General features: G+C 61.0%; 23 protein-coding genes and 1 pseudogene. 13 read left to right on the top strand and 11 right to left on the bottom strand.

Features of this window, described 5'->3' with window-relative positions:
• Positions 1 to 68 precede the first annotated feature (68 nt).
• The 7 genes from recF to NKJ13_RS16455 all read right to left on the bottom strand — a co-directional run bounded on the left by recF (position 69) and on the right by NKJ13_RS16455 (position 8,297).
• On the bottom strand, positions 69 to 1,217 hold the full coding sequence (gene recF / locus NKJ13_RS16485) for a DNA replication/repair protein RecF (protein ID WP_352506151.1): 1,149 nt from the start codon (positions 1,215 to 1,217) through the stop codon (positions 69 to 71).
• A 26-nt stretch (positions 1,218 to 1,243) separates the two neighbouring features.
• Complete coding sequence (gene dnaN, locus NKJ13_RS16480) at positions 1,244 to 2,362, bottom strand: DNA polymerase III subunit beta (protein WP_023676920.1); 1,119 nt, start codon at positions 2,360 to 2,362, stop codon at positions 1,244 to 1,246.
• Between the two features lie 199 nt (positions 2,363 to 2,561).
• A complete protein-coding gene (dnaA, locus tag NKJ13_RS16475) occupies positions 2,562 to 4,109 on the bottom strand; it encodes a chromosomal replication initiator protein DnaA (protein WP_502899814.1) in 1,548 nt (515 codons plus the stop codon).
• Between the two features lie 839 nt (positions 4,110 to 4,948).
• The gene (gene rpsT, locus NKJ13_RS16470) at positions 4,949 to 5,215 is read right to left on the bottom strand and encodes a 30S ribosomal protein S20 (protein WP_023676922.1); all 267 of its coding nucleotides are present in this window, start codon (positions 5,213 to 5,215) and stop codon (positions 4,949 to 4,951) included.
• Positions 5,216 to 5,374: 159 nt separating this feature from the next.
• Positions 5,375 to 6,148: an enoyl-CoA hydratase gene (locus tag NKJ13_RS16465; protein ID WP_352506153.1), complete on the bottom strand. Its 774-nt coding sequence runs from the start codon at positions 6,146 to 6,148 to the stop codon at positions 5,375 to 5,377.
• A gap of 24 nt (positions 6,149 to 6,172) precedes the next feature.
• Entirely contained in the window at positions 6,173 to 7,063 is an 891-nt protein-coding gene (mutM, locus tag NKJ13_RS16460) for a bifunctional DNA-formamidopyrimidine glycosylase/DNA-(apurinic or apyrimidinic site) lyase (RefSeq protein WP_352506154.1), read from the bottom strand.
• Positions 7,056 to 8,297, bottom strand: coding sequence for a phosphopentomutase (locus NKJ13_RS16455; RefSeq protein WP_352738409.1), 1,242 nt, complete (start codon positions 8,295 to 8,297; stop codon positions 7,056 to 7,058). Before NKJ13_RS16455 ends, mutM begins: the two co-directional genes overlap by 8 nt.
• A gap of 157 nt (positions 8,298 to 8,454) precedes the next feature.
• Between NKJ13_RS16455 and NKJ13_RS31600 the strand changes: the two are divergent.
• A pseudogene (locus tag NKJ13_RS31600) lies at positions 8,455 to 8,583 on the top strand (phosphate/phosphite/phosphonate ABC transporter substrate-binding protein); the annotation flags it as partial.
• Between the two features lie 102 nt (positions 8,584 to 8,685).
• On the opposite strand, the gene NKJ13_RS16450 reads toward NKJ13_RS31600, so the two are convergent.
• From NKJ13_RS16450 to NKJ13_RS16440, 3 genes are all read right to left on the bottom strand, one after another.
• On the bottom strand, positions 8,686 to 9,306 hold the full coding sequence (locus tag NKJ13_RS16450) for a TadE/TadG family type IV pilus assembly protein (RefSeq protein WP_254816287.1): 621 nt from the start codon (positions 9,304 to 9,306) through the stop codon (positions 8,686 to 8,688).
• Positions 9,307 to 9,336: 30 nt separating this feature from the next.
• Positions 9,337 to 9,897 (bottom strand): TadE/TadG family type IV pilus assembly protein, encoded by a 561-nt coding sequence (locus tag NKJ13_RS16445; RefSeq protein WP_352506155.1) that lies wholly within the window; start codon positions 9,895 to 9,897, stop codon positions 9,337 to 9,339.
• A gap of 152 nt (positions 9,898 to 10,049) precedes the next feature.
• Entirely contained in the window at positions 10,050 to 10,472 is a 423-nt protein-coding gene (locus NKJ13_RS16440; RefSeq protein WP_352506156.1) for a pilus assembly protein N-terminal domain-containing protein, read from the bottom strand.
• Positions 10,473 to 10,807: 335 nt separating this feature from the next.
• On the opposite strand from NKJ13_RS16440, the gene NKJ13_RS16435 reads away from it, so the two are divergent.
• The 9 genes from NKJ13_RS16435 to NKJ13_RS16395 all read left to right on the top strand — a co-directional run bounded on the left by NKJ13_RS16435 (position 10,808) and on the right by NKJ13_RS16395 (position 19,871).
• The gene (locus NKJ13_RS16435) at positions 10,808 to 10,978 is read left to right on the top strand and encodes a Flp family type IVb pilin (RefSeq protein ID WP_254816290.1); all 171 of its coding nucleotides are present in this window, start codon (positions 10,808 to 10,810) and stop codon (positions 10,976 to 10,978) included.
• A 152-nt stretch (positions 10,979 to 11,130) separates the two neighbouring features.
• Positions 11,131 to 11,649: an A24 family peptidase gene (locus tag NKJ13_RS16430; RefSeq protein WP_254816291.1), complete on the top strand. Its 519-nt coding sequence runs from the start codon at positions 11,131 to 11,133 to the stop codon at positions 11,647 to 11,649.
• Positions 11,650 to 11,837: 188 nt separating this feature from the next.
• Positions 11,838 to 12,653 (top strand): Flp pilus assembly protein CpaB, encoded by an 816-nt coding sequence (gene cpaB, locus NKJ13_RS16425; RefSeq protein ID WP_254816292.1) that lies wholly within the window; start codon positions 11,838 to 11,840, stop codon positions 12,651 to 12,653.
• Positions 12,650 to 14,179 (top strand): type II and III secretion system protein family protein, encoded by a 1,530-nt coding sequence (locus NKJ13_RS16420; RefSeq protein WP_352506157.1) that lies wholly within the window; start codon positions 12,650 to 12,652, stop codon positions 14,177 to 14,179. The genes cpaB and NKJ13_RS16420 overlap by 4 nt, the downstream gene beginning before the upstream one ends.
• A 14-nt stretch (positions 14,180 to 14,193) precedes the next feature.
• Positions 14,194 to 14,928, top strand: a complete 735-nt coding sequence (locus NKJ13_RS16415; RefSeq protein WP_352506158.1) for a CpaD family pilus assembly protein — start codon at positions 14,194 to 14,196, stop codon at positions 14,926 to 14,928.
• Positions 14,929 to 14,983: 55 nt separating this feature from the next.
• Positions 14,984 to 16,267 (top strand): CpaE/TadZ family protein, encoded by a 1,284-nt coding sequence (locus NKJ13_RS16410; RefSeq protein ID WP_352738411.1) that lies wholly within the window; start codon positions 14,984 to 14,986, stop codon positions 16,265 to 16,267.
• Positions 16,268 to 16,296: 29 nt separating this feature from the next.
• Complete coding sequence (locus NKJ13_RS16405) at positions 16,297 to 17,802, top strand: TadA family conjugal transfer-associated ATPase (protein ID WP_352475953.1); 1,506 nt, start codon at positions 16,297 to 16,299, stop codon at positions 17,800 to 17,802.
• A gap of 29 nt (positions 17,803 to 17,831) precedes the next feature.
• Entirely contained in the window at positions 17,832 to 18,845 is a 1,014-nt protein-coding gene (locus NKJ13_RS16400; RefSeq protein WP_352506159.1) for a type II secretion system F family protein, read from the top strand.
• 9 nt (positions 18,846 to 18,854) lie between these two features.
• Entirely contained in the window at positions 18,855 to 19,871 is a 1,017-nt protein-coding gene (locus tag NKJ13_RS16395) for a type II secretion system F family protein (RefSeq protein WP_254816298.1), read from the top strand.
• A 114-nt stretch (positions 19,872 to 19,985) separates the two neighbouring features.
• On the opposite strand, the gene NKJ13_RS16390 is transcribed toward NKJ13_RS16395, so the two are convergent.
• Positions 19,986 to 20,807 (bottom strand): tetratricopeptide repeat protein, encoded by an 822-nt coding sequence (locus tag NKJ13_RS16390; protein ID WP_254816398.1) that lies wholly within the window; start codon positions 20,805 to 20,807, stop codon positions 19,986 to 19,988.
• A gap of 123 nt (positions 20,808 to 20,930) precedes the next feature.
• Here NKJ13_RS16390 and NKJ13_RS16385 point away from each other — a divergent pair, with 123 nt between their 5' ends.
• From NKJ13_RS16385 to NKJ13_RS16375, 3 genes are all read left to right on the top strand, one after another.
• Positions 20,931 to 22,295, top strand: a complete 1,365-nt coding sequence (locus tag NKJ13_RS16385; protein ID WP_352506160.1) for a leucyl aminopeptidase family protein — start codon at positions 20,931 to 20,933, stop codon at positions 22,293 to 22,295.
• Between the two features lie 69 nt (positions 22,296 to 22,364).
• Positions 22,365 to 22,715 carry a MarR family winged helix-turn-helix transcriptional regulator gene (locus tag NKJ13_RS16380; protein ID WP_023676939.1) on the top strand — a complete coding sequence of 117 codons (351 nt, stop codon included), beginning with the start codon at positions 22,365 to 22,367 and terminating at the stop codon, positions 22,713 to 22,715.
• Positions 22,678 to 23,589: a C40 family peptidase gene (locus tag NKJ13_RS16375; RefSeq protein WP_502896125.1), complete on the top strand. Its 912-nt coding sequence runs from the start codon at positions 22,678 to 22,680 to the stop codon at positions 23,587 to 23,589. The genes NKJ13_RS16380 and NKJ13_RS16375 overlap by 38 nt, the downstream gene beginning before the upstream one ends.
• Positions 23,590 to 23,617 lie beyond the last annotated feature (28 nt).

Raw genomic sequence — 23,617 nt, 5'->3', positions numbered from 1 at the left:
TATAACGGAGGAAAAAACTTGTCAGGCATCAATGCGTGCCGCTCAGAAGTGCGCGCCATGGCCGAAGGTCAAATGGTCGGCCTGACCTTACCGTGATCTACGGTCAGGAACTGCGCTCGTCCCTTGAGGCTGTCAAACAACGCGGCATCGGTCCCGGTCATGAAGGCCTGGCAGTTCAGTTCCTCCAGGATCGAGAACAAGGCCGCCCGTCGACCGCCGTCGAGATGGGCGGCAATCTCGTCGAGCAGCAGGATCGGCGTCATGCCCGATATTTCGCCGGTTAGCCGCGCATGCGATAAGACGATGCCGACCAGCAGCGCCTTCTGCTCGCCGGTCGAACAGAGCTCGGCTGGCATCGCTTTGGGCCGGTGGCGCACCACGAGGTCGGTACGGTGCGGGCCGTCGAGCGTGCGCCCGGCGGTGCGGTCGCGGTCGCGCCCCTGGGCAAGGGCGCGACGGAACCGTTCCTCTACGTCGACGGCCGGTAAAACACCGATTTCGCCTTCCAGTTCGCCCGAGATGCCGATGTCGGCTTGCGGAAACGGTCCGTCGCCGGGCAGCCGGTCGATCATGGCGGCGAGCAGGCGCACCAGTTCGGCACGCGCCGCGGCAATTGCCACGCCGGTCTCAGCCATTTGCATCTCGATCGCATCGAACCACGCACTGTCGCGCGAACCGTCGGCGAGCAGCCTGTTGCGGCCGCGCATTGCCTTTTCGTAGTCAAGCGCGCGCTGGCCGTGGCCGGGATCGATCGCAAGCACCAGCCGGTCGAGGAAGCGCCGACGATCGGCCGCCGGCCCGGGGAACAGGCCGTCCATAGCCGGTGTCAACCAGACCACGCGCAGCCATTCCAGCATGTCTTCGGCTGAGCGTGCCGCCGCGCCGTTGATCCGCACTCGCCGGCCGCCTTCGCCGTCGCTGCCCGCTATTCCGGTACCGATCTCGACCTGGCCTTCCGGCCCGTCAAGCCGGGCATGCAGCGCAAAGCCACCATCACCGCCTTCGCGCGCCACCTCGGCATAGGGTGCGCGGCGCAAGCCGCGGCCAGGCGTGAGCAGCGAGATCGCCTCAAGCAGATTGGTTTTTCCGGCGCCATTGTCGCCGGAAAAAACCACGGCGCCGGGATCAAGGTCGATTGCTAACGCCGCATAGTTGCGGAAATTCGTAAGTGTGAGCTTACTTATGTAGGTCTGCTGCGGTTTTGCAGATTTGGTCACGGCAGCAAGATGGCCCCGTTCGGGCCCTACACCCGCATCGGCATCAGCACGTAGAGCGCGGTCTCGTCGGCCATATCGTGGATCAGCGTCGGGGAACCGGCATCCGCCAGCATGAACTTCGCCTCCGTGCCGGTCAGTTGCGCGGCAACGTCGAGCAGGTATTTGGCGTTGAAGCCGATCTCGATCGGATCAGACGAATAGTCGGCCGCCAGTTCCTCGGTGGCACTGCCCGAATCCGGGTTGTTGACCGCAAGCGTGACCTGTCCTTCGGCGATCGAAAGCTTCACCGCCCGGCCGCGTTCGGACGAAATGGTCGAAACGCGATCGACGGCAGCGGCGAAACTCTGGCGATCGATAATCAGCTTCTTGTCGTTGCCGGTCGGAATGACGCGCTGGTAGTCCGGGAAAGTGCCGTCGATCAGCTTGGAGGTCAAGATAACGCTGCCGATGGTGAAACGAATCTTGGTGTCGGACAACTCGGTGGTGACTGCAACATCGGGATCGTCGACCAGCTTTTGCAACTCGCTGACCGTCTTTCGCGGGATGATGACGCCAGGCATGCCCTCAGAGCCTGCCGGCGCATCGATCTCGGCCCGCGCCAGCCGGTGGCCGTCGGTCGCGACAGAGCGCAGTTTCAGCTTGCCGCCGGCCTCGTGCGTGTGCAGATAAATGCCGTTCAGATAATAGCGCGTCTCCTCGGTCGAGATGGCGAACTGGGTCTTTTCGATGAGGCCCTTTAGTCCGACGGAATCGAGCCGGAAAATATGCGAGAACGACCCGGCTGAAAGTTCGGGAAAGTCGGACTGCGGCAGGCACTGCAGGCGGAAGCTCGAGCGCCCCGACGTCACCGTCATGGCGTTGCCGTCTTCGTCGGTCTTCAGCGCCACCTCCGCGCCGTCGGCAAGCTTGCGCACGATGTCGTAGAGCAGATGCGCCGGGACCGTTGTCGCCCCGCCGCGCTCGACCTTTGCCGGCGTCGCTTCGGTCACCTCCAGGTCGAGGTCGGTCGCCTTCATTTCAAGGCTGGCCCCCTCGGCGCTGAGCAGCACGTTCGACAGGATCGGAATGGTGTTGCGCCGCTCGACCACGCGGTGAACATGGTTGAGAGACTTCAGGAGATTTGACCGTTCCAGGATAACACGCATGACGAAACAGGCTCGCTTGAATGAATGAACGGGTCTCCGGCAAGCGGTGCCCCGCGAAAGGTCTGAACAGGCTCAGAATCTGCGTAAACTGACAGGAAAAACCCGGCAAACGCAAGCCCGCGCCACCGGTTCGGACCGGCTGCGCGGGCTTTCTAGGCATAAAAAGGCCGAAGTTCGCGAGCCGGCGTTTCTCGGGCCATCAGGCCTGGTCGTTGATCAGCCTTCTCAGCAATTCGAGCTCCTGCGCCAGTGTGTTGTCGGCACCGGAAAGATCCTCGATCTTGCGCACCGCATGCAGCACGGTCGTATGGTCGCGGCCGCCGAACCGCCGCCCGATCTCCGGCAGCGAGCGCGGCGTCAAAACCTTCGACAGATACATAGCGACCTGCCGCGGCTTGACGATGGTGCGTGTGCGCCGGTTGGACAGCAGTTCGGTCTTCGACACGTTGTAGTGGCGCGCGACGATGCGCTGGATGTCCTCGATACGCACCCGCTTCGGTTCACCCGAACGATAGATGTGGCCGAGGATCTCATCGATGCGGTCGATGGTGATCTGCGGTTCGAAGGATTGGCGAAACAAAAGCTGGTTGAAGGCACCTTCGAGCTCGCGCCCGCTGCCGGTCACCGTGCGGGCGACGTGGTTGAGGATCTCTTCGGAAATATCCAGCGACGCATCGTCGAGCTTGGCGGTGGCAAGCCTGAGCTTGAGCATACCGATACGCATGGCGAAATCCGGGGCCGACATTTCCAGCGCGACGCCGCCGTTGAGGCGCGAGCGGACGCGTGGCTCCAGCGACTCCAATTCGGACGGCGGCCGGTCGGCAGCGACCACCACCTGCTTGGCGCTGTCGAGCAGCATGTTGATCAAATGGCAGAATTCGTGCTGGATCGACTTGCCCTGCAGGAACTGCATGTCGTCGATGATGAGGAGGTCGATATCGCGCAGCTGTTCTTTCAACGTCAGTGCGTTGTTGTCGCGGATCGCGGTGGCGAACCGCCACATGAAATACTCAGCCGTCAGATAGACGACCCGCGATTTCGGATTCTGCTTCAGCGATTCTGCGGCGATCGCCTGCAACAGATGCGTCTTGCCCAGTCCGACCGTTGCGTGAAGAAAGAGCGGATTGAAACGCACCGCGCTCGACTGCGATTCCGCGACCGCCTTGGCGGCGGCAAAAGCCACTCGGTTCGATGGTCCTTCGATGAAGGAGGTGAAAGTGTAGCGTGGATCGAGTGGCGAACCGAGAACATTGTGCCGGAACTCGGTTTCTGCCGGCATCCCCGGGCGGGGTGCCGGGACCCGTTCGACCCTGCTGGGGCTCGCCGTGCCCGCAGAGAGCGCGGTTTGCGTCTGCCTGGTCATCTTGCGCGCCGGCGCCACTTCTGGCTCGACGCTGTTGCGGCCCTGCCGTGTGGCGGTGCGAACCACGATCTCGATCTTGAGGATCTCCGGATCTTCGTGCTTCCACAACTCGGTGATGAGATCGAGATAATGGCCGTTGATCCATGAACGCAGGAATGCGGTTGGCACTGAGATGCGAACAATGCCCTTAGAGCATTCAGCGACCTTCATGCGCCCGAACCAGCTCGAATAGACCTCGGTTCCCAGACGCGCCTTCAACTGGGCCTTGACCCGATCGAACTTCTGTTCAGCTTCATTGGAAGCCGCCATGTCGTTCCTTCCGACTAACGTTCCAGGAAATGGGAGGTCGCCTGTAAGCTCCCTTTCGATGCCGCCGCTCTGCATGATCGAGTTCCTTGTCTCTTGTACCTGTTTTCCGCCGGGGATGCGCCTCCTGCATCCATGTTTCCGGCGACCGTGTCTTCGCTGCGACACCATCGCCGTCGCCGGCTGATGAATCGCCTCGTTGTCGGTCCGGCGCCGAAGAGCCGATCCGCTTTGGTCATGTCAGGGCAACAAAATGCCGTCCGGCGAAAAACCGCCGGCGCACCATCGACCTGCCATGTACAATTACGCCAGTCCCCTACCGTATCGAAAAGACAAACCAACCCCGTCCGCGGAGTTGAAGCCGCGCTGTAAACTCTGCCAATTTGAGCTGGCCGGTTTCAGGCTGGTCAAGGGCCAAGGGCCCATCCCTTCGATGGACAGACATTACCGAAATCGCTGTGGATAGGGCAAGGCCACCCCTAACGGATTTTTAAGGAATCTGACTAGCAAGGGACGTTTCGAACGCCATGCTGCAATAGTTGATTTTGACAAAGCCATTGTGATTCAAACCCTTTTCCGGCGAATATGAAAAAGGCCACACAACGCGAAATTTTCTGAAATAATTCACTTGACAGCCAATTGTCGCCTATCAGCCGCAGCTGATGTGAACAAGCTGTGGATCACCATCGGTAAGCTTCTGAAAGGAAACGGTAATCCGTGACGCTCGGAAATTTTCGTATTGGCGGTTTCGGAGGCTCCGAATATGAGCGGGCATGTATATGCCGGCAAAGCATTTCGAACTTTGAAATGCTCGCGGAGCGCCATTTTGCGGGCTTTCTTTTAAGTACTTGCCGGCAAACGAAAAAACCCGGCGCGATTGGCCGGGTTTGAAGTAGCGCAGTTCAAGAATGGATATATCAGGCTGACAGCACCTTGACCCGTTGGGCCAACCGCGACACCTTGCGCGATGCCGTGTTCTTGTGCACCACGCCCTTGGTCGCGGCGCGCATCAGTTCCGGCTCGGCCACCTTGAAGGCAGCCTGTGCGGCCGCCTTGTCGCCAGCCGCGAGCGCCTCTTCGACCTGGCGGATGTAGGTTCGGACGCGGGAGCGGCGGTTCTTGTTGATCGCTGCGCGACGGGCGATCTTGCGCGTTGCCTTTTTGGCCGAGGAGGTATTGGCCATGGTGCCTCTCTTCTGATCTGGTGGGCGCTTGCGGGATACCGCGGGGCGCAAAAAACAAACGGGCAGCCACAGGGCCGCCTCGGTTGTTGCGGCTTATAGTTCAGCTTTTCCGGCACGTCAACGCTGCAGTGTTTTCTTTTTGACCGGTGCCTCGTCATCTCATCGGTTCGTGAAATTCGGCTTCCGCTTGCCGGTGAAGGCCGCCATGCCTTCCTTCTGGTCATCCAGCGCAAACAGCGAATGAAACAGCCGGCGCTCGAACCGTAGACCCTCGGTGAGCGTCGTCTCATAGGCGCGGTTGACGGCCTCCTTCGCCATCATCACCGACGGCAAGGAAAAATCGGCGATCTTCGCTGCTGCCTTAAGCGCTTCCTCGATCAACTCGCCGGCTGGCACGACGCGCGAGACAAGGCCGGAACGCTCGGCCTCGGCTGCGTCCATCATTCGTCCCGTCAGGCACATATCCATTGCCTTCGACTTGCCGACAAAGCGGGTCAGGCGCTGCGATCCGCCCATGCCGGGCATGACGCCCAGCGTGATCTCGGGTTGGCCAAACTTGGCGGTGTCGGCGGCGATGATGAAGTCGCACATCATCGCCAGTTCGCAGCCGCCCCCCAGCGCATAGCCCGCCACCGCCGCGATGATCGGCTTTCGTGCCCGCGTAAATTCTTCCCAGCCGACGAAGAAATCCTGCACATAGGCATCCACATAGGAGATCGACTGCATTTCCTTGATATCGGCACCTGCCGCGAAAGCCTTCTCCGAACCAGTGATGACCATGGCGCCAATGTCGGCATTGGCGCCCATGCTTTTCACCGACGCGACCAGTTCCGCCAGCACTTGTGAATTCAGTGCGTTGAGCGCCTGCGGCCGGTTCAGCGTAATCAGCCCGACCTTGCCGCGGGTTTCGACGATGATGGTTTCATAGCCCATGCTTTGCTCCTCCTCGCTTCTGGTTTAAGCCTGACAGGCCCGGCAGTGGAAAGTCGAACGACCGCTTTGCACGATACGCTCGATGTGGCCGCCACAACCAGGCTTGGAGCAGGCTTCGCCCTCGCGATCGTAAACCGCGAAGGAATGCTGGAAGTAGCCCAGCGATCCATCGGTCTGCATATAGTCGCGCAACGACGAGCCGCCGGCGGCGATCGCATCGGTGACGACCGAGCGGATAGCTTCGGCCAGGCGTTCGCTCTGCTCTTTGGCTTTCTTGCCGGCTCTCGCGAGGGTGCCCGCTTCGCGCAGCGGCGACAGGCCGGCCCGCCAAAGCGCTTCCGAGACGTAGATATTGCCTAGCCCGGCAATTAGCCTCTGGTCCAGAAGTGCCGCTTTCAGCGGTGACTTGCGACCTTTCAGCAACGAAGCGAGCAGCGTGCCGTCCAGTGCGTTGCCTGTAGGCTCGACGCCTAATCCGGCCAGCATCGGATGCATGTCGGGCTCGCCTTCCGAAAACAGCATGAACCCGAAGCGGCGCGGGTCGTTGAAGATCACGCGAGAGCGGACGCCGGCAGGGGATGCGATGTCGAAGACGACGTGATCGTGAGCAGTGTTTTTCGAACGTTCGTGGTGGAACGCGCCGGGCGTTGCGCTCTCGTCGGCCGTTTCGATGCGAAACGAACCCGACATGCCGAGATGGCAGATCAGAACCGGGCCGTTGTCCATGTGCATTGTCAGATATTTGGCACGGCGGCCGAGCGCCGCAATCGTCTTGCCGGTCAGCCGCTCCGAAAATTTCGCGGGGAACGGAAACCGCAAATCCGGCCGGCGTGCCTCGACACCGACAATGCGGGCACCTTCAAGGGCCGGCTGCAGACCGCGCCTGACCGTCTCCACCTCCGGCAGCTCAGGCATGGCCGCCTATCATCGCATGGAAGGAGGTGCCGTAAGGGCCGCGCGCCAGCCCGAGATGTTCGGCCACGGTTTCGCCGATGTCGGCAAATGTCATCCTCAGTCCGATGTCTGCGCCTTTGAAACCCGGCTGTGTCCCGATAACCGGAATCCGCTCGCGCGTGTGGTCGGTGCCGCGCCACGTCGGATCGTTGCCGTGATCGGCGGTCAAAATGAGCAGATCGCCTGACCTCAGCCGTGCGAATGCCTCGGGCAGGCGCCGGTCGAAAGCTTCGAGTGCGGCGGCATACCCCGCAACGTCGCGCCGATGCCCGAACTCGGTGTCGAAATCGACAAAGTTCGCGAAGACGAGGTCGCCGTCGCGGGCGTCTTCCATGGCGCCAAGCGCTTTGTCGAACATCGCCATGTTGCCGGCAGCCTTGCGGACTTCCGAGATGCCCCGGTGGGCGAAAATGTCGCCGATCTTGCCGACCGCGATAACCCGGCTGCCGCGCGCCGTCAGACGGTCGAGCAGCGTCGGTTCCGCGGGCGGTACGGCATAGTCGCGACGATTATGCGTTCGCTCGAACGTGGCGGCGGTTTCACCGATGAACGGCCGTGCTATGACGCGGCCGATATTCAGCGGATCGACGAGCCTGCGCACCACCTTGCAGAACTCGTAAAGCCGTTCCAGGCCGAAATGAACCTCATGCGCGGCGATCTGCAGGACGGAGTCGATCGAGGTGTAGCAGATCGGCTTGCCGGTGCGGATATGGTCATCGCCGAACCGTTCGATAATCTCGGTGCCCGGAGCATGGCAATTGCCGAGGATGCCGGGCACCTTCCCTTCACGCACCATTGCTTCGGTCAACTCGGCCGGAAAGGCGGGAATCGCGTCCGGGAAGTAACCCCAGTCGAAACGGACCGGCAGGCCGGCTATTTCCCAATGGCCCGATGGCGTGTCCTTGCCGCTCGAAACCTCTTGGGCCGCGCCGTGAAAGGCGGCGGCAAGCGGCGCACTGCCGGCATTCTCGAACCTGAAACCCGTCGCCGTTGCCGCCGCATGGCCGAGGCCGAGCGCAAACATGTTTGGTACAAGAAGGGGCCCGTCACGCAGGCCTTCGCGATCGGCGCGGCCTTCTGCGCAGGCCCGCGCGATGTGTGCGAACGTGTTGGAGCCGGTGTCGCCATAGCGTTCGGCATCGGCCGCGCCGCCGATGCCGAAGGAGTCGAGGACAAAAAGGAAGGCGCGTGCCATCGAAAGGTTCATCATTGCCTGTGTTGGCTCAGACATAGGGTTCCGCGTCGCCATTGGCAATTCGGAAACCCAAACAGCACGGTTGGCATGCTGGTCCCGGAGAGACGAATCGCGGCATGGTCGATCTGCGGATGGAAATGCGCGGCGCGGAGCTCGCATGAGGCTTGCCCTGACAGCATTCGCCGCCGTACTGGCTTTGCTGCTAGATGCGTCTTGCGCAAACCTGGCGCGCGCCGATTGGCGCTATGTTATCGGAACGTTCCGTATCGGTATCGTCGCCGAACCGTTGCCGGTCCGAGGGACTATGTGCTGGCTGCAGCCATCGTGCGTCTAGTCTCGGCCCGCGGTTGCAACCAATAGCAAAAGACCGGTTAGCGGGCTTCAGGCGTCAGCAATCACTGCACGGAATGGTCGGGCTCCTGCGCGGCCGCAGATAATAAGTTTCCGCCATCGATATCGAATTGAAGACCGAGCTCAACCCGAACCGGCTTTGGCCGTCCGCCGACCAGGTGATGATTGGCTTGTAGGCGAGATCGCTCTCGACCCGAATGAGGAAAGTGCCTTTGATCTTGAGCGCGCTCGGGACCGTTGTGGTGGAATCCTTGACCGCGTCGAGGCTAGAGACGCCATCCACCAGTTTGCGCGACCACACGACCAGGACTTTCGGCGTCGTCTCGTTCGTCACCTGTATCGCCGTGATAATGATCTTCGGTTTCGAGCGGTTGTAGGGCTGGAGCGTGGAACTGCCGATCGCCATGATGGCATCGACATCGGCCGCCTTGATGGTCTGCTGCTGTGTGACGAGGTCCGCTACCATGCTGCCGATGCGGCTGACCTTCTTGCTGGTCTCGATGGCTTGCGAGGCCTCCATTGTCATAAAGTACATGATCAACAGGACAGGCACGATGAGGGCAAACTCGACGGCCGCAATACCGCGGCGGTCCGAGCAAAGCCGGACTGCTCTTGTACAAATCCCTGCGATGCCCAACTGTGCCCCCGCACGAATCATGGCTTTGCCCTTTTCAAGCGACTAGGTGGCTCAGTTGTCGAACGGCTCGTTCTGCCAAGTGATCGAGGCAAAATGCAGCGTTTTGCCGTCCTTCAGGTTGGCCATCGATTTGGCCATAAAGTCGGTCATCACCGGCCATTTGTAAAAAACCCGCAGCATGTTTCTCGACTCCGCCAGGCCAGGTGCGACGGTGAAGGTCTGTGTGCTCGTGCCCTTGGTCAGCACGACGTCGCCATCCTGGATCTTGAAACCGGCCAGCGCCGCATCGGCGAAGGTCGGATACTCGCGCAAATCCACCAGCAGTCCGGGACAGGTCTTGGCGACCATGATCTCCAGCTTGGCGCAGATCTTGTCCCGCAGCTTGGTCCCGGACACATCGGCCGGTCTTAGCTGGCCGGTACGCAACTGACGCGCGATGTCGTCTGTGGCGTTTGCCATCACTTCCTGTGCGGCAAAAGAAATGCAGCTCTCCAGTATGGCGAATACAAGAAGTGCGAAAGGAATTGCAAGCATGGCGAATTCGATCGCCGTGCTTCCGCGGCGGTCGCCTAAAAACCGTCTTGGAGAACCTGCTCGTCCAGCCTTGCTCATGTCCTCTGCCCGCCGATGCCGCTTCTGTATCGGTCCCACCCTTAGTCGGAACCGATTGAAGTCCGGTTGGAATGACCGTTAAATTCAACGGGAAGGCCTTAACCCGGCCATAACCGAAGCACGTTCTCGCCAAAGACGGAGACGTCGGCTAGCTAATGCCCGGCGCTCATCTCGGCTTCAGAGGCCTTTTCGGCATCGCTCTTATACGAGCTTTCGCAATATGGCGCGCAGGACATCGTCTGCACTTCGGCGCGTCGATAGATGCGGACCGACGCCGCCGCCTGCCGCACGACGGTTATTTGCTCATCGACGATCGGGTTGCCCTCCTGATCGAGGACGACAAGATTGGTGACGCCAAATCCCTTGCCGGTCAGTACGATCGTCGATGCGTCCTGCACGGAGGCGTCGGCGATCGCCGGATTGCCGACGACAATCGTATCGGCGGCGCGCGACAATTTGATGATCTTTGCCTGGTTCATCGTCACCTCGATGCCGACGCCGGCCTTGGCTGGAAAGGCGAAAGCCGCTGCGGCACAAAGCACGGCAACTGGAAATGATGATCTCGGCCCGGCCATTGAGGCGCCCCCTGGCAAACTGTTCAACGGAACATGAACGAGATTGGTGAACCAACCGTTAAGCGGCTGGAGTTCACAGGAACCGGCATTGGGCCTAGCCGGCACGGCTGGAACGTCTTTGCCGAATTGCGCCTTTTGCGCCTTTTGTCGGCCCGGGGTCCTAGCGGCGGGGATTTTAGTTCTGGGTTAACCACGCAATGCCATCGAAGCGGGAAAGGAATCGGTAAGCCTGTTTATTAAGCCGATTGAAACAGCTTCTCCTTAGATTCGCAGTATCCGATCAGCCACCAAGAGAAGTTGACGGAAGTGCTGTAACAATTGGAGTAGGAGCTCAAATGTCTAACCTCATCGCACGTTTTGTGAAGGACGAATCCGGCGCGACCGCTATCGAATACGGTCTGATCGCCGCTCTCATCGCGCTCGCCATCATGGTCGGCGCCACCTCGCTCGGCACCGCGCTGAACGCCAAGTTTGACAAGATTGCCACCAAGGTCAACGCTTCGTAAGCAACAACATTCCGTTGCTTCCCAATAAGGGCCGCCGCACTGGCGGCCCTTATTTAGTCCTACGCATGATTTTGAACTTTAGACCTCATCAATCGTTAATCGAACATACCTAGGCTGGGACCGGGTACAGTTTGACCACAGGCGCCACGCCCATGCTTGAAGCCGTGATCTTCGTCGTCTTTCCATTCTGCATGCTTTTTGCCGCGATCTCCGACATGCTGTCGATGACGATCGCCAATCGCGTGCCTGTGCTGCTCGTCGTTGTCTTTGCCTTGGTTGCGCCCTTGACCGGCATGGACTGGGCCACTTATGGCGGGCACTTCGCCGCCGGCGGCCTGGTTCTTGTAGTGACATTCGGCCTGTTCGCGCTTGGCGGCATGGGCGGCGGTGACGCCAAGCTCTTGGCCGCCACTGCCGTATGGATGGGACTGAACATCCATCTCGTCGAGTATCTCGTCACCTCGACGTTCATCGGCGGTCTGCTGACCCTTGCCATCATCGCCTATCGAAAATCGCTGCTTGCCGCCGTCACAAGCCACAATCGGTTCCTGCGCCATTTCGCCGATGAGGCGACCGGCGTTCCGTACGGCATTGCGCTTGGCATTGGCGGTCTGCTCACCTATTCCGACTCACCGTTGATGGCCTGGGCGCTTACCAGGCTGGCGGGCTGAATTTCGCTTTCCGCCGTTGGCGCCGAGCAGGCGAATTGGCCCCGTTTTCCTTCGGGCCAGAGTTGTCGCTCTAATTTATGTAAACCTTAAATTAATCACGATCGTAAGTATAACATTAACCTTGTTTTGACGATTGCCGCTGCAAAGTCCGGCTTGGCTAGTGGTTTGCCAAGGCGAGGTTCGGACAGATGCCAGCATCCCGATTAATTATTCTAGGCGTGGCGATAGCCGCGGCCGGTGGTGCAGGCTATGTCGCGAAGAACATGGTTGTGGCTCCGCCGCCTCCGGTTGTCGATTCCGGTCCTCAGGCGCCGGCGATCGCGCTGCAGGATGTGCTTGTTCTTTCCGGCGACGTTCCGATGGGCAGTCCGCTTGAAAACAACATTTCCTGGGAGTCATGGCCGTCCGCCGGCATCAACGCAAATTTCATCACCCGCGCTGCCGAGCCTGAAGCGCTGGACAAGCTGAAGGGCGCCGTCGCCCGCGTGGCGCTCTATGCCGGCGAGCCGCTGCGCCGCTCGAAGCTGATCGGTGAAGGGCAAAGCTTCATGTCGTCGATCCTGCCCTCCGGCATGCGGGCTGTCGCCACAAGCATTTCGGCCGACACCTCGGCCGGTGGCTTCATTCTTCCAAACGATTTCGTCGACGTCATCATGACCCGTAGAACCGATGCCGCCAATGGCGGTGGTCCGGGCTTCACGACCGAAACTATCCTCAAAAACATTCGTGTCCTGGCGATCGACCAGACCATCCAGGAGGATGAGGAAGGCAAGAAGACCAGAGTCGGCCAGACCGCCACCCTGGAGCTGACGCCGCAGCAGTCCGAGATCATCACCGTCGCACAGCAGATGGCGGATCGCCTGACACTGGCGCTGCGCTCGATCAAGGACAGCCAGGACAAGAATGTGGGCGAGGCCGACTACCTGGTTTCCGGCAATGGCCGGCGCGGCACCGTGCGGTTGATCAAGTCGGGCGAAGTTTCCGAGGTGGGGGCAAGGAAATGAGGCTAAAAACCAAACTGCCGCTCACCCTGGCTGCGGCGATCGGCCTGTTTCTCGTTGGAACGAATGCATATGGCATCCTCGATGCCAGTGCGGCGGGCAATGCTAGGGTCACGGCTTCGACCGCCACCCAGCGGGTCAAACTCGGACTCAATAAATCGGTGGTCATCGACCTGCCGAGCGATGCCTATGATATTCTCGTCGCCAACCCCGCTGTAGCCGACGCAGTGACCCGCACTGCCCGCCGCATCTATCTGTTCGGAAAGGCGGTCGGCGAGACCAACATCTTCGTCTTTGGCCCGAATGGCGAGCAGATCGTCAGCCTTGACCTAGCGGTCGAACGCGATGTTGCCGGGCTGGAGGACTATATCAAGCGCTTCATCCCGTCATCGGAGGTCAAGGTCGAGTTGCTGAACGACAACGTCGTTCTGACCGGAACCGTCGACACTCCTCTTGACGCCAAGCGCGCGGCTGATCTGGCAAACATCTTCGTGTCCGGCGGCGAGGCTACCACGGGTCAATATTCGCAGACCGCTGCCGGCGGTTCGGCCGAAGCCGGCGTCGCCATCGACAACCCGGATGCCGAGCGCCGCGTCAGCCAGATCATCAACCTGCTGCAGATTATCGGCGACGACCAGGTGACGCTGAAGGTGACGGTTGCCGAGGTCAGCCGCACGGTGATGAAGCAGCTCGGCGTCAACATGGTCGGCAACGGCAGCAGCAACGGCATCAGTTGGAGCGCTCTCACCACGCCTGCATACGGATTGGGAAAGCCACTGTCGCAATATTCGGGGGCGGCGATCGGCAGCTCAACTCTTCAAGCGTACATAAACGCCATGGAGCAAAGCGGTGTCATGAAGACGCTGGCCGAGCCGACTCTCACCGCCGTTTCCGGCGAGAAGGCGACCTTCAAGGTCGGCGGCGAATTCAATATCATCACCGGCCGAACAAGCAACGTTTCAAACGACAATCAAACTGGCCAGATTACCTACGAGCACGAACGCCTTGAATATGGAATTGGGCTCGAATTCCAGCCGGTCGTGCTCTCGGCGGGCCGCATCAGCCTTAAAGTGAGGACGTCGGTTTCGGAACCTACGACCGAAGGCGCCGCAGTCCTGGAAGGAGCCGGCGACTTACCCGGCACCACTTTGCTGTCGATCCGCAAACGCCTGGCCGACACCACGGTGGAATTGCCCTCCGGCGGTTCCATGATGATCGCGGGCCTTGTCCGCGACGACATCAGGCAGGCGGTTGCCGGGCTGCCCGGCCTGACCAAAATACCGGTGCTAGGCACGCTGTTCCGCAGCAGGGATTTCGTCCGCAACGAGACCGAACTCGTCATCATCATCACGCCCTATCTGGTGAAGCCGGTGGCGCGCAACGATCTTGCCAAGCCGGATGACAATTTCAACGCAGCCAGCGATGGCGCCGGCATGTTCCTTGGCCGCGTCAACCGCGTCTACGGCACCATGCAGACCGACAAGCCCAACGGCCGCTATCACGGCGTTGTCGGCTTTATCTACAAGTAAGCGGGGAAGTCGACATGTCTCAGGCAGTATCGAAGGCAAGGGCGGTCACCGCGATACAGTCCGTTCATTCGCGGATCTGGCGGCCGGCCGTTCCGATCATAGCGATCGCGGTAGCGGCATCACTGGCCGGCTGCGCCAATCGCGACAGCGTCACGGTCGGTGCCATACCGGACGACTATCGCACCACCCATCCTATCGTCATCGCCGAGAAGGTCCAGAAGATCGACCTTCCGGTCGGCGCCGGCGACCGTGGCATGACCAGATCCCAGCGTGACACGCTCCTGGGCTTTCTCAACGGATACGACAGGAGCGCGGCTCCGGTGCTGACGATCGAGATTCCGAGCGGCTCAGCTAACGAAATCGCAGCGGCCGCGGCCGGCCGCGATTTCGCCAGGCTCGCCATAGCCAGCGGCATCAGCCGGAAGCGGATCGCCATGCGGTCCTATCAGTCTGTTTCAGCCGAAGCGTCCGCACCGGTCCGCGTTGCCTATGTCTCGGTGAAGGCTCAGACGGATAAATGCGGGCGCTGGCCCGAAGACCTGCTGCAGACTTCGGAAAACAAGCACTATGCCGATTTCGGCTGTTCGTATCAGAACAACCTGGCTGCCCAGATGGCCAATCCGTCCGATCTGATCGGGCCACGCAAACCGTCGCCGATCGACGCGGAAAATCGCGGCGCGGTGATCGACGTCTATCGTGACAGGGGTATTTCGGACGAATTCCTCGGCAATTCGGAAGTCGATTATTAACGAGTGTTGAGGCTCAACAAACTCTAAGCCGCGCAAGTCACGGAAAGTGATGACAATGAGCAATCTTGCCTATGACACAGAGGTACCGGGCGGCGAAACCTCGGAGCAGGATATTGCCGCGATGCAGGCGTTGCGGCCGATCCCGCGCATTTCGATCCAGGCATTTTGCGAGACCGAAGGCGTAGCCAATCCGGTCGAGCGCGCCGGCGAGGATCGCCGCATGGCCAAGGCCCATCTGAAGGTGCATATGGGGGGCATCCCCACCGCTATCGAATTCTATCAGTCGGCGCCGACACCGAACCTGATCCTGCTTGAATCCCGCAGCGAGCCGAAGCTGTTGCTTGAACAACTCGCCCAGCTCTCCGAGCATTGTGACCCGACCTCCAAGGTGGTGGTTGTCGGCCACTACAACGATGTCGGCCTGTATCGCGAACTCATTCGTTCGGGCATCTCCGAATATGTCATCGCGCCCGTATCGATGGCCGACATCGTCAGCGTGGTGTCTTCGATCTTCGTTGATCCGGAAGCTGAGCCGATCGGCCGCTCGATTGCGTTCATCGGCGCCAAGGGCGGCGTCGGCTCCTCGACCATAGCCCATAATGTGGCCTGGGCCATGTCGTCCCTTTTCAAATCCGAAGTGGTTGTCGCCGATCTCGACCTCGCCTTCGGAACGGCCAATATCAACTTCGACCAGGACCCGGCCCAAGGCATTGCCGAGGCGGTCTTCTCGCCGGAACGCGTCGACGAGGTCTATCTCGACCGACTGCTCGCCCAATGCGCCGAGCACCTGTCGCTGCTTGCGGCCCCTTCGACCCTGGAGCGGGTCTACGATTTCGATCCCGACGCTTTCACCCAGCTTATCGACATAGCCCAGCGTAGCGCGCCGCTCCTCGTGCTCGATGTTCCCCACTTGTGGGCGGGCTGGACCAAGAACACGCTGGTCAAGGCCGATGAGATCGTCATCACGGCGACGCCCGAACTGGCCAATCTGCGCAACACGAAGAACCTGGTCGACATGCTGAAGCGGCTTCGTCCGAACGATCCTGCGCCAAAGCTTGTGATCAACCAGGCCGGTGTGCCGAAGCGTCCCGAGATTACGCCGTCCGACTTCTCCGAATCCCTCGGCCTTTCGACGATGTCAGTCATCCCGTTCGAGCCGCTTTTGTTCGGAAATGCTGCCAATAACGGACGTATGCTTGGTGAAATGGATGCCAAGAGTCCGGTCGTCGCCACGATCAACGAGATCGCCCATGTGCTGACAGGGCGCAGCGAAATCAAGGTGAAGAAAAAGGCTGGCCTCGGCAACCTGATAGGCAAGCTTTCGCGCAACAAGAAGTGATGCCTCAGCGGTGGAATTGGTAAGCGATCATGTTTGGTAAAAGAGGCAGCGATGACGGCAACCGGACCATCCCGGAATTCCGTCAGCCCGCACCCGCAGCTGCTGCGCCGGCTGCCGCGAACCCCATGGAAGCGGCTATAGCTGCCAGACCCGCGACGCTGCCGCCGTCCGGCGCGCCTGCAGCGCAGGTTCGCCGTGCAGTCGAGCCGCCGCCATTGGCGCCGGAGCCGAAAACTATCCAGCGCCAAAAGAGCGAAACCTACTACGACACCAAAAGCCAGGTCTTCGCCGCACTGATCGACACGATCGACCTGTCGCAGCTGGCCAAGCTCGATCCCGAAAGCGCGCGCGAGGAAATCCGCGACATCGTCAACGACATCATCGCGATCAAGAATTTCGCGATGTCCATCGCCGAGCAGGAAGAGCTTCTCGAGGACATCTGCAACGACGTTTTGGGCTACGGGCCGCTGGAGCCACTGCTTGCGCGCGACGATATTGCCGACATCATGGTCAACGGCTCCAAGAACGTCTACATCGAAGTCAACGGCAAGGTCGAGCAGACCGGCATCCGGTTCCGTGATAACCAGCAGCTCCTCAACATCTGCCAGCGTATCGTCAGCCAGGTCGGCCGCCGCGTCGATGAATCAAGCCCGATCTGCGATGCGCGTCTTCCTGATGGCTCGCGTGTCAACGTCATCGCACCGCCCTTGGCTATTGACGGCACCGCACTTACCATCCGCAAGTTCAAGAAGGACAAGCTGACGCTCGATCAGTTGGTCAAGTTCGGCTCGATTTCGCCGCAAGGGGCCGAGATTCTCAAGATCATCGGCCGTGTCCGTTGCAACATCGTCATCTCGGGCGGTACCGGCTCGGGCAAGACGACGCTGCTCAATTGCCTGACCAACTATATCGACCGCGAGGAACGCGTCATCACCTGCGAGGACTCGGCTGAGCTGCAATTGCAGCAGCCGCATGTGGTGCGTCTCGAAACCCGCCCGCCCAACCTCGAAGGCGAGGGCGAAGTGACCATGCGCGACCTGGTCAAGAACTGTCTGCGCATGCGGCCCGAACGCATTATCGTCGGCGAAGTGCGCGGACCCGAAGTGTTCGACCTGCTGCAGGCGATGAACACTGGCCATGACGGCTCGATGGGCACGATCCATTCGAACAGCCCGCGCGAATGCCTCAACCGTATAGAGTCGATGATCGCCATGGGCGGCTACACGCTGCCGCAAAAAACCGTGCGCGAAATCATCGTCGGCTCCGTCGACGTGATCATACAGGCTGCACGCCTGCGCGACGGATCGCGGCGCATCACCCACATCACCGAGGTGATCGGCATGGAGGGCGACGTCATCATCACCCAGGACATCGTTCTCTATAACATCAAGGGCGAGGACGCGAACGGCAGGTTGCTGGGCGAGCACGTGTCGACCGGCATCGGCCGTCCGCATTTCTGGGAGCGTGCCCGCTATTACGGCGAGGAGCAGCGCCTCGCCGTTGCGCTCGAGGCAATGGAGAAGCGCGCTGACTGATCCGTCCGGAACCGTGGGGGCCAGGATCGATGTTCGGAATTGACGGCACCGTATTGGCATTCGTCGTGCTCGCCGGCTTCAGCGCCGGCGCTGTGGCCTATGCTTTCCTGTTCAACCGGATCAGCACCGAGAAGCAGGTCGGTAAGCGGCTTGAATCGATCAAGACCGCCGAGACGGATCGTTCCGTCGTCAAGGCTTCGCGCGATCGCGTCGCGGAAGCGGCCAAGCGTCGCAAGTCCGTCCAGGATTCGCTGAAGGATCTCGATCAAAAGCAAAAGTCCAATCAGAGCCTGGTCAAAAAACCACCGCTGAAGATCCAAATCCGTCAGGCCGGCATGAAGATCTCGCTTGAGCGCTTTTATGTCTACTCGGCGGCCTGCGGCGTCGTCTTGACGGCTCTTATATATTTCATCGGCGCACCGCTGCTGGTCTTGCCGGCTGCGCTGCTGGTCGGCGTCTTGGGTCTGCCACGCTGGTTCGTCTCGTTTCGCCGCGGGCGGCGCGTCAAGGCGTTCCTCAACGAATTTCCGAACGCGCTCGATATCATTGTGCGTGCGGTAAAATCCGGCCTGCCGCTGAACGATGCCGTGCGCCTGATCGCCAACGAATCCCCGGAGCCGGTCAAGACCGAGTTCCGCCGCATCGTCGATTCGCAGCAAATGGGTTTGTCGATCCCCGACGCGGCCATGCGCATGCCAGAAACGATGCCGTGCACCGAGGCGAGCTTCTTCGGCATCGTCATCCAGATCCAGTCTCAGGCCGGGGGCAATCTTTCCGAAGCGCTGGGCAATCTTTCGCGCGTGCTTCGCGATCGCAAGAAAATGAAAGCCAAGGTCCAGGCGTTGTCCATGGAAGCCAAGGCATCCGCCGTGATTATCGGCGCGTTGCCTTTCGTCGTCGCCTGTCTCGTCTATTTGACGAGCCCGAACTACATCATGCCCCTATTCACCACCAGCACCGGCAATCTGATCCTCGGTTGTTCCGGCGTGTGGATGTCGATAGGCGTCCTGGTAATGCGCAAGATGATGAATTTCGAAGTCTAGGACTCGCGTATGACCGATCACGTCGTCAGAACTCTCACCGATCCGTCCCTGCTGATCGCACTGCTGGTCGGAATAGCGGTGTTTGCGACCGTCTTCACGCTGCTGCCCGCCTTTGGCGGGAACCAGCTCAAGGCGCGCATGAAATCCGTGGCGCTGGAGCGCGATGAGCTGCGCGCCAAGCAGCGGGCGCGGCTGGCAATCGAAGCCGACCGCCGCCGCAAGGGCCTGCGCGAAGAACAGTCGGTCGGCATGCGCAATATTGTCGATCGCCTGGATCTCAGGCGTGCGCTGGCGGATGAAGGTACCTTGCAGAAATTGAAAGTGGCGGGTTTTCGCGGGCAAAATCCGCTGACGCGCTTCCTTTTCTTCCGTCTCGTCCTGCCCTTCATCGGCTTTGCATTGGCGGCGATGTATCTGTTCGTGCTCGGCGGATTGCCCGAGCAGCCGTTTTTCGTGAAGCTGTTCGTGTGCATCGTGGTTGCCTATGCGGGGTTCTACGCGCCGGTGCTCTACGTCAACAACCGCGCTACCAAGCGCAAGCAGTCGATTCAGATGGCGTGGCCGGACGCGCTCGACCTGATGCTGATATGCGTCGAGTCCGGCATGTCGGTGGAAGCGGCGCTTCGCAAGGTCGCCGATGAGATCGGCGCGCAATCTGTGGCATTGGCGGAAGAATTCATCCTGACCAACGCCGAGCTTTCCTATCTGCAGGAGCGCAAGCAAGCCTACGAGAACCTTGCAAGCCGAACTGGCCTGGAATCCGTCAGGTCGGTGTCCCAGGCGCTGGTTCAGGCCGAGCGCTACGGCACGCCCGTGGCGCATGCGTTGCGGGTGCTTGCCAGTGAGAGCCGCGACATGCGCATGAATGCCGCCGAGAAGAAGGCGGCCGCGCTGCCGCCGAAGCTCACCGTGCCGATGATCCTGTTCTTCCTGCCGGTACTGTTCGCCATCATTCTTGGTCCCGCCGGCATCCAGGTGAGCCAGCGCGGCATCTTCGGCGACCAGCCGAAATCCAGCAGCGAGTAGCACCAGCGGCGTTGCCAGAAACGCTGATACGATTCAGCCACGCTGCCGGTGCAGCGCGGCTCTTTGCGTTAGACATGTTGCGGAATTCGCGCGCCGGTTCGGCGGTCGAAGCGGTCAGTTGGTGGCAGGCTTTGCCTTGTCCTGGTCCTTGAGCTGGCTCCAGGCATTCTGCTGCGCCAGCATCTGGCGAAGGTAAGCGACGTTAGCCTGCGCCTGATCCGGCGACAGCTCTTGCGAGGCGATCTTCTCGGCCTCGTCGAAACGGCCTTGCAGACCGACGACCAGCGCCAGGTTCTGGCGAACGCGGCTATCTGCATTCGGCTGCTGGGCGGCCGAGCGCATATAGGTTTCGGCCGTGCGCAAATCGCCTTCCAGCACGTACGACATGCCGAGATTGGAAAGGATCGACGGTTCGTTCGGCCTGAGGTCAAGCGCCTTGCGATAGCCTTGGCGCGCCTCATCCTTCTGGCCCAGCTGGTCGAGAATAGCAGCTTCCGCCGACACCAGTTTCCAATCAGGATATTCAGGGGTCTGCGCGCGGCGCACGGCATCGAGAGCCGGTTCGAACTGTCCGTTGGCGGCAAGTGCCTTGCCATAGGCGGCGAGCACGTCGCGGTCCTTCGGCAAGGCGATCGCCAGCTTGCGCATCACCGCAAGCGATTGGTCTGCGTCGCCGTCCATCTGCAGCGCCGCGGCATAATTTGTGGCGATGCGCTTGTCGCTGGGGTTTTTCGCATAGGACTGGCCGAGCGCCATCGTAGCGTTGTGCAGTTCGCCCGCCGACATTGTTTCCAGCGGCCTGCCGCTTGGACGAGAAATCGAACCAGTCGTCAATTTGCTGGTTCCGCAGCCAGCGACGCCTGCGGCAAGCGCCATCATCAACGCCGTGCTGATCAGCCTGTTTGCGCTGGCGTTCATCCTGCGGTTGGTCAGCATCGGCACCAAGGCTCCGTTCATCGCGTGACCATTTGCGTGGTCATCTTCCCTCCCGCAGAAATATTCTGTTAACCCTAACGGAGAGTTAAGAAACGCCGACTCGGAAAACCCGGAGACCAGCGAATGCCTGTCGAACTCGTCGAGAAAGAATTGAGCAATGCGCTGCCGGTCCATCTGGTGGCGAAGGATGCTCTGGCGGCAGCGGGCCTTGCGCCATCCTCGGTCGCCTGGGCCAAGGCCAACGGCTTCTCCGGCGAAGCTGGCAGGACGCTGATCGTGCCTGGCGACAACGGCGCGATTGCCGGAGCCCTGTTCGGCACCGGTGATGACGAGGGCGCACTGGCCGTCGGCGCACTGGCGAGAGCCTTGCCCGCGGGCGACTGGCGTTTTGCGTCGGCACCCGCCAAGCCGGAGCTTACGGCACTCGCCGTGGCGCTCGGCGGCTATGTCTTCACCCGCTACGGCAAGAAGCCAGGCAAGAGCCTTCGCTTCGCGCTGCCGGCAGGCACCGACGCTGCCCGCATCCGCCGCATCGCCAATGGCATTTTCCTGGCGCGCGATCTGGTCAACACGCCGACCAGCGATATGGGCCCCGGCCAGCTGGAAAAAGCCGCCCGGACCTTGGCCGCGACGCACAAGGCCGAAATATCGGTGACCAAAGGCGACGATCTTCTTACCGCCAACTTTCCGATGATCCACGCCGTCGGTCGGGCATCTGCCGACGCGCCGCGCCTGATCGACATGATTTGGGGGCCGAACAATGCCCCCAGGATAACGCTGGTCGGCAAGGGCGTCTGCTTCGATACAGGCGGTCTCGACATCAAGCCGTCCTCGGGCATGCTTTTGATGAAGAAGGACATGGGCGGCGCTGCCAACGTGCTGGGCCTCGCTTCCATGATTATGGCCACCGGGCTGAAGGTCCGGCTACGCGTGCTCATCCCGGCTGTCGAGAATTCGATAGCCGGCAACGCCTTCCGGCCAGGCGACGTGCTGGTGAGCCGCAAGGGCATCACCGTCGAAATCGGCAACACCGACGCCGAAGGACGGCTGGTACTCGCCGATGCCTTGGCCTTGGCCGATGACGAAGAGCCGCAGATGCTGGTCGATATGGCGACGCTGACAGGCGCTGCCCGTGTTGCGCTCGGTCCCGACCTGCCGCCGTTCTACACCGGTGACGAGGCGCTTGCATCCGAGCTGGCGGACGCCTCCGTTGCGGTCGAGGATCCGTTATGGCGCATGCCGTTGTGGAAGCCCTATGACGCCAAGCTGGCGTCGAAGGTGGCCGACATCAACAATGTCACGTCAGACGGTTTCGCCGGCTCGATCACCGCGGCGCTTTTCCTGAAGCGCTTCGTGGAAAAGACCGCCGGCTGGGCGCATGTCGACATCTACGCCTGGAACCCGTCCGACCGCCCGCACGGTCTTGCCGGTGGCGAAGCGCAAGGCATCCGGGCGCTGGAGCAGGCCATTTCGAACCGCTACGGTTGATTCTCGGGCATAGCCGACGAAGGTATTGACTGAAACGGAACCGAAACAATTTTCAGTCATGCTGGACGGATGTCGATTATCATGCGTCCAAGCCAGGCCTTGCGACTATGGCAACAGGTGGTGTTATCCGAGGTGCGTGACGACGCGCCCGATCTCACCATGCGCCAGACGGCGATCCTGTTCACCATCTATCTCGATCCACCGCCACACACGGTGCGGGGGTTAGCCGCCCGCCTCAACGTCACCAAGCCGGTGATCACCCGTGCGCTCGATACGATGGGGGCGCTGAAACTGGTGTCGCGCCACCGCGACGAGCTCGACAAGCGCAACGTGCTGGTCAGGCGCACAGTAGAAGGCGCGCTCTTTGTCGAGCGCTTTGGCGATGTTATCATTGCCAGAGCCCAAGAGTTGCCCATTTGAACGAGTTGCCGATTTGACCGCCAGGGATGCCCGCCTCCATGCCTTCCGCTCCGATCTCGCCGACGCCAGGCTGAAAGGCGAGGTTTCCGCCGACCGTTTCGTCGCCGGCCGGCCGGCTCGCATATCAGCCTCCGTCGCTGACATCCGCAGGGCGCCGCGGCCGGACGCCGGCGTCGATACCCAGCTTCTGTTCGGCGAAGACGTCCTCGTCTTCGAGGACGTTGGGGGCTGGGCCTGGATACAGGCCGAGCGCGACGGCTACGTCGGCTATGTCGCCGACACTGTGCTGGGCGGTCGGGATCATGCGGCCACGCATGTTGTCTCGGTGCCGCGCACTTTCCTGTATCCGGGACCGGATTTGCGGTTCCCGGTGAGCGGGGAGCTCTCGATGGGGTCATTGGTGGCGGTGACGGGCTCAGCGGAAACGCGCGGCACGCATTATGCTCTGCTGCCGTCCGGCCAGGCGGTCATCTCGGGTCATCTCAGGCCTGTCGCCGAGTTTGCCCCCGACTACGTCGCGGTCGCCGAGTCGTTTCTCGGCACGCCCTACCTGTGGGGTGGCGTCTCCGGATTCGGCATCGATTGTTCCGGTCTCGTGCAACTTGCAATGCACATGGCTGGCAGGCAAGTGCTGCGCGACACCGACATGCAGGCGGCGACCGTCGGCGAACCGCTCGATCCCGGGCCGGATTTTGCCGGGTTGCGGCGCGGCGACCTGGTCTTCTGGAAAGGCCACGTCGCGATCATGACGGATCCGGAGACCATGATCCACGCCAACGGCCACACCATGCTGGTGTCGCGCGAAGGAATGAGGGAGGCGGTCGCCCGTATCGGTTATCTCTATGGCGGCCCGACCGGGTTTCGCCGGCCATAACGCGAATCGATCACCTTTTGTTCTGATT

This window comes from Mesorhizobium sp. M0174, from assembly GCF_040322275.1.
Taxonomy (GTDB): domain Bacteria; phylum Pseudomonadota; class Alphaproteobacteria; order Rhizobiales; family Rhizobiaceae; genus Mesorhizobium.
The sequence above is the reverse complement of the archived record's forward strand: the minus strand, read 5'-3'. Positions and strand labels throughout refer to the sequence as shown.